This window comes from Noviherbaspirillum phoenicis (genome assembly GCF_047237965.1).
Taxonomy (GTDB): domain Bacteria; phylum Pseudomonadota; class Gammaproteobacteria; order Burkholderiales; family Burkholderiaceae_D; genus Noviherbaspirillum_A.
This window is the reverse complement of record NZ_JBDFLX010000002.1, coordinates 330274-346316: the sequence shown is the minus strand read 5'-3', so window position 1 is coordinate 346316 and position 16043 is coordinate 330274. Positions and strand designations below refer to the sequence as shown.

Here is a 16043-nt window from a genome sequence, read left to right as displayed (position 1 = left end):
GACCACCCGGAGGCATCATGTCAGAACGCTATCCCATCATAGCCATCACCGGCTCCTCCGGCGCCGGCACCACCTCGGTGACCCGCACCTTCGAGAACATCTTCCGGCGCGAGAACCTCAGCGCCACTATCGTCGAGGGCGACAGCTTCCACCGTTACAACCGTGAGGAAATGAAGGAAAGGCAGATCGAGGCGGAACGGACCGGCGACCGCAACTTCAGCCATTTCGGGCCGGACACCAACCTGTTCGCCGAACTCGAGGGCCTGTTCCGCAGCTACGGCGAAAGCGGCACCGGCCGTCGCCGCAAATACCTGCACGACGCCGAGGAGGCCGCGCCCTACGACCAGAAGCCCGGCACCTTCACGCCCTGGGAAGAGATCGAGCGCGGCACCGACCTGCTGTTCTACGAAGGCCTGCACGGCGCGGTGGTGCACGGCGATATCGACATCGCCAGGCATCCGGACCTGCTGATCGGCGTGGTGCCGGTGATCAACCTCGAATGGATACAGAAGCTGTGGCGCGACAAGTCCAAGCGCGGCTACTCGACCGAAGCCGTGACCGACACCATCCTGCGCCGCATGCCCGACTATGTGAATTACATCTGCCCACAATTTACGCATACCCATGTGAACTTCCAACGGGTGCCATGCGTGGACACCTCCAACCCCTTCATTGCGCGCGACATCCCGGCGCCGGACGAGAGCTTCGTGGTGATCCGCTTCGCCAACCCCAAGGGCATCGATTTTCAATACCTGCTCAACATGGTCAAGGATTCCTTCATGTCCCGTGCCAATACCATCGTGGTGCCGGGCGGGAAGATGGAGCTGGCGATGCAGCTGATCTTCACCCCCTTCATCTGGCGGATGATGGAGCGCAAGAAGCGCGCAATGAACCAACTCTAGGAGACCGCGATGAACGCACCCGACAAAGTGGCCGCGAACGCGGCCGATGCCATCCGCTTCCTGGCCGCCGACGCGGTCGAACAGGCCGCCTCGGGCCATCCCGGCGCGCCGCTGGGCATGGCCGACATCGCCGAAGTGCTGTGGCGCCGCCACCTGCGGCACAACCCGGCCAATCCGCACTGGCCGGGACGCGACCGCTTCGTGCTTTCCAACGGCCATGCATCGATGCTGCTGTATGCGCTGCTGCACTTGTCCGGCTATGACCTGCCGGTGGAAGAGATCAGGCGCTTCCGCCAGCTCCATTCAAGAACGCCTGGCCATCCGGAGCATGGCGTCACGCCCGGCGTCGAAACCACCACGGGGCCGCTCGGCCAGGGCCTGGCCAATGCGGTCGGCATGGCGCTGGCTGAAAAAATGCTGGCCGCGCAGTTCAACCGGCCGGGCTTCGACCTGATCGACCACCATACCTATGTGTTCCTGGGCGACGGCTGCCTGATGGAAGGCATCAGCCATGAAGCCTGCTCGCTGGCCGGCACGCTGAAGCTAAACAAGCTGATCGCGCTGTATGACGACAATGGCATTTCCATCGACGGCGACGTGGCCGGCTGGTTCACTGACGACACGCCGCAGCGCTTTCGCGCCTATGGCTGGCATGTGATCGCGGATGTCGACGGCCATGACGCCGCGGCCATCGATGCTGCGCTGCATGCGGCCAGGGCGCAGCGGGAAGCGCCGATCCTGATCTGCTGCAAGACTACGATAGGCCACGGCGCGCCCGGCAAGGCCGGCGGCCACGATGTGCATGGCGCGCCGCTCGGGCCGGAGGAAATCCAGGCAATGCGCGACCTCGGCGGCTGGCCGCATCCGCCCTTCGCCATTCCGCAGGAACTGGCCGATGCCTGGGATGGCCGCGGCCGCGGCGCCGCGCTGGAAGCGCAATGGAATGCAAGCTTCGCGGCTTACCAGGCGCAGCATGGCGCGCTGGCTGCCGAGTTGCTGCGCCGCCTCCGGGGCGAACTGCCTGCCGGCATCGATGACTGCTTCGATGCGCTGCTGGCGGCGCCCGGCGAACTGGGCAGGAAAGTGGCGACCCGCAAGGCTTCCCAGCTGGTGCTGGAAGCCATCAGCCCGCTGTTGCCGGAATTGTTCGGCGGCTCGGCCGACCTGACCGGCTCGAACCTGACCAATGTGCCGGCGTCGGTCCGGGTCAACGATCACGGCGCGGGCAATTACCTGAGCTATGGCGTGCGTGAATTCGGCATGGCGGCGATGATGAACGGCATGGCGCTTTATCGCGGCTTCATCCCCTACGGCGGCACCTTCCTGACCTTCTCGGACTATTCGCGCAATGCGATCCGCATGGCGGCGCTGATGAAGCAGCGGGTGATCCATGTGCTGACCCATGACTCGATCGGCCTGGGCGAGGACGGTCCGACCCATCAGCCGATAGAGCATCTGGCCACGCTGCGCCTGATCCCGGGCAACCGCGTCTGGCGACCCTGCGACGGCGTCGAGACGGCCGCTGCCTGGCGCGCTGCAATCGGGCGTGAGGACGGCCCGACCTGCCTGGCCCTGTCGCGGCAGGCGCTGCAGCCCTTTGCCCGCGATGCGGCACAAATCGCCGGCATCGCACGCGGCGGCTACGTGCTGCAGGACTGCGACAAACCGCAACTGGTGCTGATCGCCACCGGCTCGGAAGTGGGGATTGCTGCCGAGGCTGCCGCGCTGTTGCGGGACAAGGACTACCGGGTGCGTTTGGTGTCCATGCCCTGCGTCGAACTGTTCCATGCGCAGCCGGGGGACTGGCGCGATGCCGTGCTGCCGCCTGGGGTGCCGCGGGTCAGCGTCGAAGCCGGCATTACCTGGCTATGGCAGTCCATGGTGGGCGACAGCGGCGTGGCGCTGGGCATCGACCGTTTCGGCGAATCGGCGCCGGCCGGCGCGCTGTATGGCTATTTCAGGCTGACGCCGGCCGACATCGCCGCCAGCGCGCAGGCGCTGCTGGGAGACTGAGATGCTTGCCATGGAAAAGCGGCCACAGGCCGTGCTGGTCGACCTGGACGGCACCATGATAGACAGCGCGCCGGATATCGCTGCGGCAGTAAACCGGATGCTGGCGCAGATAGGCGCGCCGCCGTTGCCGCTTCAGACAGTGCGCGGCTTCATCGGCTGGGGCGTGGGCCATCTGGTGCGCCAGGTGCTGGCCCATGCGTCGGGCGCCGGGTCAGCAGATGAACGCAGCGCCCTTGCCATGTTCGAGCGTCACTACCTCGACTGCAACGGCCGCCACAGCACGGTATTTCCGGGCGTGCTGCAGGGTCTGACCATGCTGCGCGGACTGGGCTATGCGCTGGCCTGCGTGACCAACAAGCCGCGGCCCTACGCCGAGCCGCTGCTCGATGCGCTGGGCCTGTCGCCCTGCTTCGACGCGGTAGCCTGCGGCGACCCCGCGCTGCCGCTCAAGCCGCATCCGGCGCTGCTGCTGGCTGCCTGCCGCCGTCTCGGCGCGCAGCCCGCGCAGTGCGTGATGGTGGGCGACTCAGGCGTCGACGCCAGGGCCGCGGGCCGGGCCGGCATGCCGGTGTATCTGGTGCGCTACGGCTATCACAACGGCGCTGCGCCGGATGCGGCGCCTTGCAACCGCTACATCGATTCGCTCGACGAATTGCCGGCGTTGCTAAAACAGCCTGAGACGACGGTCAGCGCAAGCGGCTAGCCGTCCAGCCATCGCCGTTCCTGGCAATGCGCAGCAGCACCGTGCTGGACCGGAAGCCGCCGTTGGGCACGGTCATTTCCATCTGCACCTCGCACTGCCATCTCTGCAGTTCGGTGGCTGGCTGACAACCCTTCTTGCGCGCCGCATGGAGCTTCACCAGCATGTCCGGCGGCACATCGCCCTTGCCCAGGCGCTGGTGGTACTCGACGATGGGCATGTTGGCGCGGGCCACGTCACGCTCGGCCAGAGCGCGGATGTCGGACTCGCTCGGCTCGTCGGCTTGCGCATGAGCCAGCGGCGCCAGCGTCAGCCAGGCCGCCATCGTTGTCACAGTGAAGATGAGTGCCTTCATGCATTTTCCTCCTGGAATGCCGGGATCACGGCCCGGCGGCAAGTACCATGCAAGGTTTGCGCCATCTTACCGGCAAGCGGCAGCGCAGCATGCAGGCTTGACTGGATCATCACCGCGTTACCGCTGCGCGTGTGGAAACGTCTTTTGTGGTCTACATTGGATTGACCATATCCTCGTCCAGGGAATATCCATGGATCCCAGCCAGCAACTTCTCACCCAGCTCCTCAGCGTGGCAATACAGCTGTCCGGGCTGCCCGGCATCCATGTCAGCCAATTGCCGCCGGTGCTGCTGCTGCCGCGCGCCGAACTTAACAAGACCGTGTGCAGCAGCGCGCCGGTGCGCTGCGCCGGGCTGATCGCGGCCTTCGACACCCAGCGCTACCGCATCGTCGCCGATGACAAGCTGGACTTCGACGATCCGGTGGACGCTTCCTTCCTCGTACATGAAATGGTGCATGTGCTGCAGTTCAAGCAGACCGGCAGCGCCGGCTTCACGTCCTGCACCGCAGTGCTGCAGAGCGAGGAGCAGGCGTATGACGTGCAGAACCGGTATCTGCGGCAGAACAACCGGCCGGCGCGGCAAGGCAGCATGCTGCGGTTTTCCCGTTGCCCGCGCGAGCCGGCGGCGGAGGCGCCGCCCTGAATCAGTCGATGCGCACCGACCGGCCGCCGTGGGCGTGAATGCTCGACATGACGCGCTGGCGCTGGCGCAGGCGGGAAGCATCGAGCAGCATGCGGCCAGCCCAGCGATAGACGTTGAAGTCCCGCACCAGCGTGCGCATGCTGCGCATGCGCGCCTTCTGTTCGGCCACTGGCATCACCAGCGCCTGGTACAGCGCCTCCGCACTTTGTTCGATGTGGTAGGGATTGACGATCAGCGCCGCATGCAATTCCATTGCCGCGCCGGTGAACTGGCTCAGGATCAGCGCACCCTGTTCATCATCGCGCGCCGCGATGTACTCCTTGGCGACCAGGTTCATGCCATCGTGCAGGCTGGTGACCATGCAGACATCGGCAGCGCGGTAGTAGCGGTTGACCTCGTTTTGCTCATGATGCTCGGCCTTGAGGATGATGGGCAGGTAGCTGCCGCTGCCGAAACGCTGGTTGATGCGCTGCGTCAGCTGCCGCACCCTGGCCTCGAAATTCTGGTACTCGTCCAGGCTGGAACGGCTGGGGGCCGCGATCTGCACCAGCGTGAACTTGCCCACCATTTCCGGATGCAGCTCGAGCATGCGTTCCACCGCCTGGAAACGTTCCGGTATGCCCTTGGTGTAATCCAGCCGGTCCACGCCGATGCCCAGAAGGTGGCCCGGCGACAGGCCCAGCGCATGGCGTATCGAGGCACGGCATTGCGCCACGTCTTGCCCATCCGGCCCGGGCTGGTCCGGCCAGGCAATCGAAATCGGGTAATTCTCCACCTGGGTCAGCTTGCCGCCATAAGACACCGTGGACGCCTCGTTCTCGATCCGGGCTTCCAGGTAGCGGTCCACCGTGTCCAGGAAGTTCTTGCGATGCAGCGGCGTGTGAAAACCGAGGATGGTGCTGCCCAGCATGCCCTCAAGGATCTGGGTGCGCCACGGGCAGATGCCGAAGGACTCGGCGTTGGGCCAGGGTATATGCCAGAAGGTGATGATGGTTGCCTCCGGCAGCCGTTCCCGCACCAGCCGCGGCAACAGCGCGAAATGATAGTCCTGCACCAGCACCACCGGATTGCTGGTGCGCGCCTCCTTCACCACCGCGTCGGCAAAGCGCCGGTTCACGGCCACATACTGTTCCCAGTCGGTGAAGCGGAACACAGGCCGCACATGGGCGATATGGCACAGCGGCCACAGCCCTTCGTTGGCAAAGCCGTAGTAATAGCCCTGCTCCTCTTCCTTGGTCAGCCAGACCCGCCGCAGGGTATAGGTCGGATCACCCGGCGGCACTTGCACCCGGTCATGCTTGTCCACGGTCTGGCGGTCGGCGCTGCCGGCGCCGTGCGCGATCCAGGTACCCGAACAGGCCCGCATCACCGCTTCCACCGCTGTCACCAGGCCGCTCGCCGGCCGCCGCACCTCGACGCCTTCCGGCGTCTCGACATGGATGTACGGCTCGCGGTTCGACACCACCAGCACCTCGTCGCCGGCCAGTTCATTGTGCAGCAGGGCCCGCAGCTTGTCCGGCGCCGACACCTGGGCGCCGCCATCCTGCTGGCGGTCGCGCTGGTACTCCTGCAGCAGGTTGCGCAGGTCGCCAATCAGCGGCTGCATCTCCGCCGGGGCGCCCGCCGCCGGTGCGCGCAACAGCAGGTCGCCGCGCAGCAGGCTGCGCACGCCATTGACCCAGCCGCGCCAGCTCAGCTGCGCGATGATCACCGTCAGCACCGCAATCACCAGCGCAAGCAGCGCGAACATGGTGAAGACGTATTTGCGGGTATCGGCGCTGCGCCGCTCGATGAAGCTCATGTCATGCACCAGCAGCAGCCTGCCCACGAGCACGCCATCCTGCATCAGGTCGCTCTCGGACACATGGACGGCGCCCTGCGGCAGACGCAGCATCGCCCTGTTTTCGCTGCCGACCTTGCCCTGAGCCGGCCGGTTGCAGGGAATCGATGCGGGGAAGGTGGCCGTCTTGTACAGCAGGCTGCCGGCGGCGTCGCACAGCCCCAGCGCATAAAGCCGTTCATCGCGGATGGCGCGGTCGAACAGCTGGTTGATCTGCCTGCGCGCCTTTTGCGGCAGATAGGTCAGCAGGGGCTCTTCCAGCGCGCTGGCCAGCAGTTGCGAACGGATGTCGAGGTCGCGCACGAACCAGCGCACCGTCAGCTTTTCGGTGAGCGGAACGGCCGCATAGGCGAACAGCACGAGCACGAGCGCCAGAGGCAGCAGGAAACGCAGCGAGAGACGAAGCGACTGGAACGGCATGGCGTCTCCTAGGCAGCCCTGTCGGCTGGCGTGATGGCTGCCAGGTGGCTGGCGGCAGCCCGCATCTGTTCGGGCGCCAGGCGTAACATGCGCACCGGATGGGCAAAGGCCACTTCGCGCGCGGCGAGCGCTTCGAGCAGCGCCAGGTTGATCGCCTGCTGTATGTCCATGTACTTGTTGAAGTCCGGGTCCAGCACGAAATACACCACTTCGAACTGCAGCGCGCTGTCGCCATAACCCTTGAAGTGGGCGCGGTCGAAACGGGTCTGCAGCTGGGAGGAAACAATCTCGCGCACGATGCCGGGCAGCGCGCGCACCTGCTCGATCGGCGTTTCGTAAGCGACACCAAACTCGAACAGCACGCGCCGCTCCTGCATGCGCTTGTAATTGCGGATGCGGTTCTTCAGCAGCTCGTTGTTGGAGAAGATGATCTGCTCGCCGCCCAGGCTGCGGATGCGCGTCGTCTTCATGCCGACGTACTCGACGGTGCCCATGTAGGAGTCGACCACGATGAAATCGCCGATCACGAACGGCTTGTCGAGCGCGATCGACACCGATGAAAAGATATCGCCGAGGATGTTCTGCACCGCCAGCGCGACCGCGATGCCGCCTATGCCCAGGCTGGCCATGAGCGTCGTGATGTTGAAGCCCAGGTTATCCAGGGTCACCAGCACGGCGACCGACCACAGGACGATGCGCGCCACCAGCCCGGCCAGCATCAGGTGCGTGGCCGACGCCGGGTTGCTCGTGCGCTGGCGCTCGAAGGCACGCTCCACCGCAACGGTGACGATGCGGTTGGCCCACAGCGCTATCTGCGATACCAGGATGATGATCCAGGCATAGTTGAGCCATTTTTCCTGGCGCGGATTAAGGGTCAGCTGGCTGACGCCGGCCAGCAGCGCGACCCAGCACAGAAAGGGCAGGCGCGTGGCGCCAAGCACCTGGGCCACGTAGCCCAGCACATTGAAGCGGGAAGCCTCGGCCAGCCGGCGCAACTGGCGCGTCAACAGGGCCTTGCCGGCGAGCAGGCCGGCAAGTACGGCGATGAAAACGACGGCGGCAAGCATGACGTCGTATGATGGCATCGGCATCAGGTCCATATCTTCTCCATTGATTTACGCACATCACCGGCCCGAAGCGGACACGGGACGGCCCCGGGAATCGCGCACGGCGAACCCGGAACGGTGCGGCTGGGAACGGGCGCGGCGGCGCCCTTCGCCAGGACTACAGGTTGAATGACAGCGGCTTACCGCCCGCGTCCTTGTCGGCATCCTCGACCACGTCGAGCAATGCCTGCAGTCCGGCATTGAGCTTGGCCCGGTCGGCGGCGCTGACCTTGGCCAGCGCTTCCGGAAGCAGGCCGCGCGCCGGTTGCGGCGCCTTGCGCAGTACTTTCACGCCGCTGGGCGTGAGCGACAGGTTGACCACGCGCTGGTCGCTTTCGTCGCGCGACTTGAGCACGTAACCGCTTTTTTCCAGCGAGTCGAGCAGGTTGCTGGTGGTTGTCTGGTGAATGGCCATGCGGGCAGCCAGTTCGCCTACCCGCAGGCCAGGCGCGTCGCGCAGTTCCTGCAATATCCAGAGCTGCGCGCCGCTGACGCCGCACTTCTTCTGTATTGCGGCGGAGTGCCGCTGCGCGGCACGAATCAGGATGCGAAACTTGCCCAGGATCACCAGCGGGTCGTTCGTTTTTGCGGCGCCGGAGCGGGAAGCAGCCATATTTTTACCATTTAGATCAGTATCTTTCTGCAAATATACATTCGTATCAATGTGTTTCGCAACCTCAATTTTGACAGCCGTGCCCGGCCAACGGCGCAGATCATATTTGCTAGAATGTAAAAAACAAGGCGATTGATCAGGAAGGCAATGGAAAATCCAGGCTCGCGGCAAACAAGACTGCGAAATGGCGCGGTGACATACTGGCACAAGGGCTGGGCCTGGCTGATCGCCCCCTTGCTGGTGGGCCTTGTGGCGGTCGGGCTCGCCTATGGCAGCGAAGAGGCCACGCGGCTGAACCGGGCGCTCTGGAGCGCTTATCCCTATCTGCCGCTGCTGCTGATGCCGGCGGCTTTCGCCGCCCTTGCATGGATCTGCCGCAACTGGTTTCCTGGCGCCCAGGGCAGCGGCATACCGCAGGCCATCGCTGCGATGGAAGTGCATGACTGCATCCAGCCAAGCTCGCTGCTCTCGCTGCGCATTGCCTTCGGCAAGGTGCTGCTGACGATAGGCGGCTTAGCCGCCGGCGCATCGATCGGCCGCGAGGGGCCAACCGTACAGATCGGCGCATCGATCATGCACGCGTTTCGCGGCCGTGGCCCGCTGAACGGCGAGCAGCAGCGCCGCACCCTGATACTCGCCGGCGGCGCCGCCGGCATCGCCGCGGCGTTCAACACGCCATTGGCCGGCATCATGTTTGCCATCGAGGAACTCAGCAGCCAGCATGTCTTCAAGGCAAACAGCTCGACGCTGATCACGGTGGTGCTGTCGGGCCTGGTGTCGCTCTCCCTCCTGGGCAACTACACCTATTTCGGCACCACGGCCACCACGCTGGATTGGCAGAGCGGTGCGCTCGCCATCGTGGTGTGCGGCATTGCCGGCGGCCTGGGCGGCGGGCTCTTCAGCCGCCTGATGATACGCAGCAGCGCCGGCCTGCCGGGCCGCGCCGGCCGCTTTGTCCGCTCGCGGCCATATGCCTGGGCCGCCTCTTGCGGGCTGGGCGTGGCCCTGCTGGGCGTCGCCACCGATGGCCTGGTGTTCGGCACCGGCTATGAACCGACCCGCATGACGCTGGAACAAAGCGGCGCCCTGCCCTGGTACTTCGGCGCCGCCAAGTTCCTGGCCACGCTGATGTCATCGGCTGCGGGCATTCCCGGCGGCATCTTTGCGCCCTCGCTGGCGGTCGGGGCAGGCATTGGCGACAACGTCGCGGCGCTGCTGCCGGCACTGGCGCCGCACAGCGCAATGGTGCTTCTCGTGATGGCCGCCTATCTGGCGGGCGTTACCCGCGCGCCGCTGACCTCCTTCATCATCATGATGGAAATGACCGACAGCCATCACATGCTGATGCCGCTGATGGCCACTGCGCTGATTGCCAGCGCGGCCTCCAAGGCGGTGTGCCGCACGCCTCTTTACCATACGCTCGCGCAAGGCATGCTGCCCGCCGACACGGACGCCGTGCGGCGGCATTAACCATCACCGACGGCAATGCCAGCTGGTCGGGCGACAAGAGGCCCGGCTCGACCTCCTGTCACGCCCGCCGTTGCGCCAACCATCCGCATTGCCGGCCGTCAAGCAAGGTTTAATCTTGCGCAAACCCCTGCCTGATAAGGGCGCGCGCGTTTTTCTGGCATGGAATTAACGATTGTAGAGGCAGCAACCGGGCGCTATACTGCCGAGCTTTTTACATTCAGCCAAATGCATACTCCAGCCCGATACTGCCTTCTGTGCTGTCTTGCGTGCGTGGCGCCATGGGCTGCAGCGCAGTCCAGCGTTGTCCTGTACGGCAACCTCGACCTTGGCATCAGCAAGCGCAGCGGCGATCCGCTTGCGCTCGAGCGAGGCTACAACAACTGGCTGGGGGTCAAGGGCAGCGAGGCGCTCGGCGGCGGCCTGTCCGCCACCTTCAATCTCCAGACGCGCTTCAATCCGGATACAGGCAGCCTGGAGCGCACCGGCACCTTCTGGCAGGGCGAGTCGACCGTGGGTCTGGCAAGTCAGTCGCATGGCACGGTGCGCCTGGGCCGGGCGCTGACGCCGCTCTGGAACAATGTGTGGCGCTTCGAGCCATGGATCAACAGCGGCTTCAATGGCTCGCTGGCTGCGTTTCAGACCGGCAGCTACAGCAGCGACGGCCTGCGGGATGCGGCGGCGGGCTATGCAAATTTTTCACGCATCAGCAACGGCATCTTCTATGAAAGCCCCGAGTTTGCGGGCTGGAGCCTGGATGCGGCCGGCGAGACCGAACGTGTCGCCGACGCTGCGGCGCGCACGGCGGGCTTTTCGCTCAACTATGCGCAGGGGCCGGTGGCAGCGATGGCGTCCTACGAAAGCAACCGGGTTCGCGACCGCATCATGATGATCGCGGCCTCCTGGCGCATCGACAAGCTCACGCTGATGGCCTCCCATGCCCGCGTGCACCTGAACCAGGGCGAGACGGAGAAGGCAGTCATGCTGGCCGGCACCTACAAGCTGGGCAAGGATACGGTGCGCGCAGGGTACGGTCGCAATCCTGACCAGAACAGCAGCAAGTTCAGCATTGGCTACATCCACGCCCTGTCCTTGCGCACCAATATCTACACGGATCTTCACCGCGACCGCGGCCCGAACCCTGGCGGCGCGGTAGGCACTGCCGTAGGGATCAGCCACTCTTTCTGACGCCGCATGGCGTGCCGGGGCACCGGCATGTGCGGCGCCGATCTTTCGTCAGGAGACGACATGCAGCTCATTTTTCCCGCAGGCCTCATCTTTCTCGTGGTGCTATGGGGCATTCTTTCGCCATCTTCCATGGCTGCCGTATTCGATACGGCGCTGGCGGCGAGCATCCGCAATTTCGGCTGGCTGTATTTGTGGATCGTGCTGGGACTAGTGCTGTTCGCGCTGTTTCTCGCGCTGAGCCGTTACGGCAACCTGAAGCTGGGCAACGAGGACGAGGAGCCCGAGTTCTCCGTCGGAAGCTGGTTCGCGATGCTGTTTGCAGCAGGCATGGGCATCGGCCTGGTGTTCTGGGGCGTGGCCGAACCTCTGTCGCATTACAACACGCCGCCGCCAGGCATCGCGCCCGGCACGCCTGAAGCGGCCAATGCCGCAATGCGCTATGCGTTTTTCCATTGGGGCCTGCATCCATGGGCGGTGTACAGCATCGTCGCGCTGGCGATTGCATTCTTCCAGTACCGCCGCCAGTCGCAGGCGCTGATCAGTTCGGCAACCAGCGCCTTGCCCTGGGCGGCGGTGCGCCGGCTGTCGGGCCTGTTCAATGCGCTGGCCGTCATCGCCACCGCCTTTGGTGTCGCCGCTTCGCTGGGCATGGGCGCATTGCAGATCAACAGCGGCCTGAAGGCAGTGTTCGGGCTGCCGGTCAGCGACATCTCGCAGGTGGCGATCATCATCGTTACCGCCTTGATTTTCATTACTTCGGCTACCACCGGCGTCGACAAGGGCATCAAGTACCTGTCGAACTTCAACATGGTGGTGGCAGCGCTGCTGATGCTGGCGGTGTTCCTGCTTGGCCCTACCATCGCCATCATCGACACCCTGACCAATACGCTGGGTAGCTATCTCAGCGAGATCGTGCGCATGAGCTTGCGGGCAACGCCATTTCGCGACAGCAAGTGGGTTGGCGACTGGACCATTTTCTACTGGGCCTGGTGGATTTCCTGGTCGCCTTTCGTGGGCCTGTTCATCGCCCGCGTCTCGCGCGGCCGCACGGTGCGCGAATTCATTCTCGGCACCGTGCTGGCGCCGTCACTGGCTGCCTTCCTGTGGTTCTCGGTATTTGGCGGCACCGCGCTGACCATGGAGATCTGGCAACATGTGCCGATCGCGGCCGCAGTCAAGGCCGACGTGTCCACCGCGCTGTTCACCATGTTTGCCGGCATGCCGCTGGGCGGGCTGATGTCGGGCGTTGCGACACTGCTGGTGCTGATCTTCTTCGTCACTTCAGGCGACTCGGCTGTGCTGGTGCTGAGCATGATGAGCACAGGCGGCAGCCCCAACCCGTCCGCCCGCGTCAAGATCATCTGGGGCGTCCTGGTATCTGGCATCGCGATCAGCCTGCTTCTGGCGGGTGGGATCAAGGCCGTGCAGACAGCCACGATCGGGTTCGCCCTTCCCTTTGCCCTGGTCATCCTGCTGATGGTGCTATCGCTTTGGCGTGCGCTGCGGGAAGACCAGAAGGAAGAGGAGCAGCGCGAGCGCGAACTGCGGCGACGCATGCGCAACATCGTCACCAAATAGACCGCCTGACTGCGAGACGGCCAGATGATGGAAATCAAGGGCACAAAAATATATTTGAACAAATCTATACCGCGTGCTCTCGAATTGCCGGCACCGGGAGTAGACCATCCATGCGTCGGGCCCGGCGGGTCCTGTCGCTCGGCTTCGTGCCGGTCTCATCCGTTGCATGATTGTTTCCTGATGGCTGATTCATTCTCAAGGAGAGCAACATGTCACATCAACAGTTTCAAGCCTGCATCGATGCCTGCTACGCCTGTGCGGTCGCCTGCGACCATTGCGCCGCTTCATGCCTGCAGGAACAGGACGTCAAAATGATGGCGCGCTGCATTGCCCTCGATATGGACTGCGCCCAGATCTGCCGTACCGCTGCCGCTTACATGAGCCGCGGCAGCGAATTCGCGGCAGCAGTCTGCAAGGCATGCGCGGACGTGTGCCAGGCCTGCGGCGAGGAATGCGGCAAGCATCAGGCCCAGCACTGCCAGGAATGCGCCCAGGCCTGCCGCCGCTGCGCGGAGGAATGCCGCCGCATGGCAACCGCCTGATCCCAAGGAGGACGAGGTCGCTTTCGGGCGGCCCAGCCTCCGCTCCATGGCACGAACAACATGCTTGCCGGCGCATGTCGCTTCTGAGCAACAATAGCGCCGCATCCGGAAATCGTGGATTTACACGGATGCAATCAATACCTTGCGGCGATTCATGGGTATATTCGTTCCTGCGCCGGTGTCCGTTGCCCTTACGGACCTGTTGCAACTGCGAATTCCAACCTGAACGGAGACAACCATGTTGAAAACCCTGATCGTCGGCGCCTGCGCCACCCTGATCGCCGGCGGCGCCTTCGCCGCTGCCCACACCGCCGCTCCTGCGGCACCGACCACCAAGAGTGAAAAGAAGGCCGAGGCTGCAAAGGAAAATGCCAGCAAGGACGCCACCGGCAAGACCCAGGCAAACCGCGAAGGCAAGATGAGCCCGACCGGCCAGAACGAGACCAGCAGCACCATGCCGAAGAAGGAAGGTGCAGGCAGCACCACCGGCACCATGTCGAAGTAATCCAGCCGCTGCACTACGCGGCCCAAGGCCTGCCTGCCCGCCATGTACACGGCGGGCAGGCAGGCCTTTATTGCTTTTAACGCAGGCTGATGCGGGACTGGCGCCTCAGTCAGCGCTGATCTTGGCGCGCTTGATCACATCGGCCCAGCGTGCCAGGTCGTTCTTCACCATCATGCCCAGCGTCTCGGCCTTGCCGGGCGTTGGCACCATGCCCTGCTTGTCCAGGGCTTCGCTGACGTCCGGCATCGCCAGGATCTGATTGATCTCGCTGTTCAGGCGAGCCACCACCGGCGCTGGAGTACCGGCCGGCGCCAGCAGGCCATACCAGAGGTCGACATTGGAATTGGCCACCCCCTGCTCGGCAAAGGTCGGCACCTCAGGCGCGCTCGGCACCCGCTTGTCCTGCGCCACCGCGAGCATGCGCAGCTTGCCGGCCTTGGCATGTGCCAGCGCCGAATGCACCGGCAGGATCATTGCCTGCACCTGTCCGCCCAGCAGGTCGGTAATGGCGCCGGCGGAGCCCTTGTAAGGCACATGCAGCAGATCGACGCCGGTATTGAGCTTCAACAGTTCCATCGCCAGATGCTGCGGCGTGCCATTGCCGGGCGAGGCATAGGTGTACTTGCCCGGATTGTCCTTGAAGAGCTTGATCGCTTCCGTCAGCGTCTTTGCCGGGACGGCGGGATTGACCGCGAAGGTCAGCGCGCCCTGGGCTGTGGGCGCGACCGGCACAAAGCTTTTCACGGGGTCGTAGGGGACGCTTTTGTACAGGCTGGCGTTCATCACGAAGGTGTTGACCGTCATCAGCAGCGTGTAGCCGTCCGGTGCGGCACGTGCGGCCGCCTCGGTGCCGATGTTGCCGGAAGCGCCGGCCTTGTTTTCCACGATGACGGCCTGTCCGACCCGCTGCGACAGCTTCTGGCCCAGAGTACGCGCCAGCACATCGATCCCGGTGCCGGGCGTGAATGGCACGATGATTGTGATCGGCTTGGATGGCCAGGCTTCCTGCGCCATGCCGGCGCCGGGCAGGGACAGCGCGGCGATCGCGCCTGCCAGCAGCATGAACTGGCGTCGCCCGCGGCGCTGCGAGATGAAAGGGGTGTTTTGTGACATCACGGTCTCCTTGAGATTGTTATCCATTTTTATGCATGGCCTTGCGCTGCAAGCGCAGCGCGCCATTGTGAACGATCAGCCGCTTTCCGGCGTTCCCGCATCGACGTGTCAGGGCGGCAGCCTCTCTCCCGCCGCCATCTGCGGCAGCATCGCGATCAGCAGGTCGGTGAACTCGGCCATATAGAACGGCTTGCCGCGGCCCTTGCGCGCGATCTGGTGGAAGCCGGCGGTGACTTGGGGCTGGACAAGCGGCGCGGCGCTGACCCGATGGCGGCGGCATGCCGGCATCGCAAAGGACGGAATCACCGCCGATCCGAGGCCGATGGCCACCATGGCGATCAGGGTGTCGAAATGGTTGAACGATGCACGATCCGCATCGGCGTGGCCCGTTCTGGCAAGCTGCCGGTCGACCAGCTGCTGGATCGGGTTGTCGGGCGGCAGCCCGATCAGCGTCTGCTCGCGCAGGCTGTCCCATGGCACCGGCTTGGCCGGCGTGGGCATGGCGGCATCGTCGGCCTGCGACTGCAACGGGCCGACCAGCACCAGCGGGAAGTCATACAGCAGCCTGCGCTCGATGCTCTTGCTGCCTTCGAAGAAGAATCCCAGGCCAAAGTCGGCGGCGCCGCTCTCCACCAGCGCCTGCACCTGCTTGAGGTCGGTATCGACGACACGTATCGTGACGTCGGGAACCTGCTGCCGGAAGCGGCTGATCACCGAGGGCATCAGGGTCGAGGACACCAGCGGCGTGGCGGCCACCCGCAGCAGGTAACGCGCCTTGTCGGACATGGCGTCCAGCTGCGCCGCCACCTGCTCCAGCCCTTCCACCGCGGCCTGCGCGATCGGCAGCAGCTTCTCGCCAGCCGCCGTCAGCGTCACCGAGCGCGTGGTGCGGTCGAACAGCCTGCTGGCAAGCTGGACTTCGAGCTCGCGCATCATCACGGAGAGGCCGGCCTGGGTGATGTGCAGGCGCTCGGCCGCGCGGGTGAAGTTCTTCAGCTGCGCAATCAGCAGGAAGGCCTTGAGCTGGCGCGTCGATATATTCATGCGGGCACCGCGAA

Annotated in this window: 15 protein-coding genes; 9 read left to right on the top strand and 6 right to left on the bottom strand. The window is 64.7% G+C overall.

Annotation, left to right across the window (positions count from 1 at the left end; genetic code table 11):
• Positions 1-17: 17 nt before the first annotated feature.
• From ABC383_RS21160 to gph, 3 genes are read left to right on the top strand one after another with little or no spacing between them, the layout of a single operon-like run.
• The gene (locus ABC383_RS21160; protein WP_413016938.1) at positions 18-902 is read left to right on the top strand and encodes a phosphoribulokinase; all 885 of its coding nucleotides are present in this window, start codon (positions 18-20) and stop codon (positions 900-902) included.
• A gap of 9 nt (positions 903-911) precedes the next feature.
• Complete coding sequence (tkt, locus tag ABC383_RS21155) at positions 912-2915, top strand: transketolase (protein WP_413016937.1); 2004 nt, start codon at positions 912-914, stop codon at positions 2913-2915.
• Between the two features lies 1 nt (position 2916).
• Positions 2917-3618 (top strand): phosphoglycolate phosphatase, encoded by a 702-nt coding sequence (gph, locus tag ABC383_RS21150; RefSeq protein ID WP_413016935.1) that lies wholly within the window; start codon positions 2917-2919, stop codon positions 3616-3618.
• Here the strand turns inward: gph and ABC383_RS21145 are convergent.
• Complete coding sequence (locus tag ABC383_RS21145) at positions 3602-3970, bottom strand: hypothetical protein (protein WP_413016933.1); 369 nt, start codon at positions 3968-3970, stop codon at positions 3602-3604. The genes gph and ABC383_RS21145 overlap by 17 nt on opposite strands.
• A gap of 190 nt (positions 3971-4160) precedes the next feature.
• Here ABC383_RS21145 and ABC383_RS21140 point away from each other — a divergent pair, with 190 nt between their 5' ends.
• Positions 4161-4613 (top strand): DUF6647 family protein, encoded by a 453-nt coding sequence (locus ABC383_RS21140; protein WP_413016932.1) that lies wholly within the window; start codon positions 4161-4163, stop codon positions 4611-4613.
• Between the two features lies 1 nt (position 4614).
• Here the strand turns inward: ABC383_RS21140 and ABC383_RS21135 are convergent, their stop codons facing one another.
• The 3 genes from ABC383_RS21135 to ABC383_RS21125 form a co-directional block, all read right to left on the bottom strand.
• On the bottom strand, positions 4615-6873 hold the full coding sequence (locus ABC383_RS21135; RefSeq protein WP_413016930.1) for an alpha,alpha-trehalose-phosphate synthase (UDP-forming): 2259 nt from the start codon (positions 6871-6873) through the stop codon (positions 4615-4617).
• An 8-nt stretch (positions 6874-6881) separates the two neighbouring features.
• Positions 6882-7973: a mechanosensitive ion channel family protein gene (locus tag ABC383_RS21130; protein WP_413016928.1), complete on the bottom strand. Its 1092-nt coding sequence runs from the start codon at positions 7971-7973 to the stop codon at positions 6882-6884.
• Between the two features lie 124 nt (positions 7974-8097).
• A complete protein-coding gene (locus tag ABC383_RS21125; protein WP_413016927.1) occupies positions 8098-8592 on the bottom strand; it encodes a MarR family winged helix-turn-helix transcriptional regulator in 495 nt (164 codons plus the stop codon).
• A 147-nt stretch (positions 8593-8739) separates the two neighbouring features.
• Here ABC383_RS21125 and ABC383_RS21120 point away from each other — a divergent pair, with 147 nt between their 5' ends.
• The 5 genes from ABC383_RS21120 to ABC383_RS21100 all read left to right on the top strand — a co-directional run bounded on the left by ABC383_RS21120 (position 8740) and on the right by ABC383_RS21100 (position 13872).
• Complete coding sequence (locus ABC383_RS21120) at positions 8740-10062, top strand: chloride channel protein (RefSeq protein WP_413016925.1); 1323 nt, start codon at positions 8740-8742, stop codon at positions 10060-10062.
• A gap of 270 nt (positions 10063-10332) precedes the next feature.
• Positions 10333-11247: a porin gene (locus ABC383_RS21115; RefSeq protein ID WP_413016923.1), complete on the top strand. Its 915-nt coding sequence runs from the start codon at positions 10333-10335 to the stop codon at positions 11245-11247.
• Positions 11248-11307: 60 nt separating this feature from the next.
• Entirely contained in the window at positions 11308-12825 is a 1518-nt protein-coding gene (locus ABC383_RS21110) for a BCCT family transporter (protein WP_413016922.1), read from the top strand.
• 209 nt (positions 12826-13034) lie between these two features.
• Positions 13035-13367, top strand: coding sequence for a four-helix bundle copper-binding protein (locus ABC383_RS21105; protein WP_413016921.1), 333 nt, complete (start codon positions 13035-13037; stop codon positions 13365-13367).
• A 238-nt stretch (positions 13368-13605) separates the two neighbouring features.
• Positions 13606-13872 (top strand): hypothetical protein, encoded by a 267-nt coding sequence (locus ABC383_RS21100; RefSeq protein ID WP_413016919.1) that lies wholly within the window; start codon positions 13606-13608, stop codon positions 13870-13872.
• A 105-nt stretch (positions 13873-13977) separates the two neighbouring features.
• On the opposite strand, the gene ABC383_RS21095 is transcribed toward ABC383_RS21100, so the two are convergent.
• The gene (locus ABC383_RS21095; protein ID WP_413016917.1) at positions 13978-14985 is read right to left on the bottom strand and encodes a Bug family tripartite tricarboxylate transporter substrate binding protein; all 1008 of its coding nucleotides are present in this window, start codon (positions 14983-14985) and stop codon (positions 13978-13980) included.
• A 108-nt stretch (positions 14986-15093) separates the two neighbouring features.
• Entirely contained in the window at positions 15094-16029 is a 936-nt protein-coding gene (locus ABC383_RS21090; RefSeq protein ID WP_413016915.1) for a LysR family transcriptional regulator, read from the bottom strand.
• Positions 16030-16043: the final 14 nt, after the last annotated feature.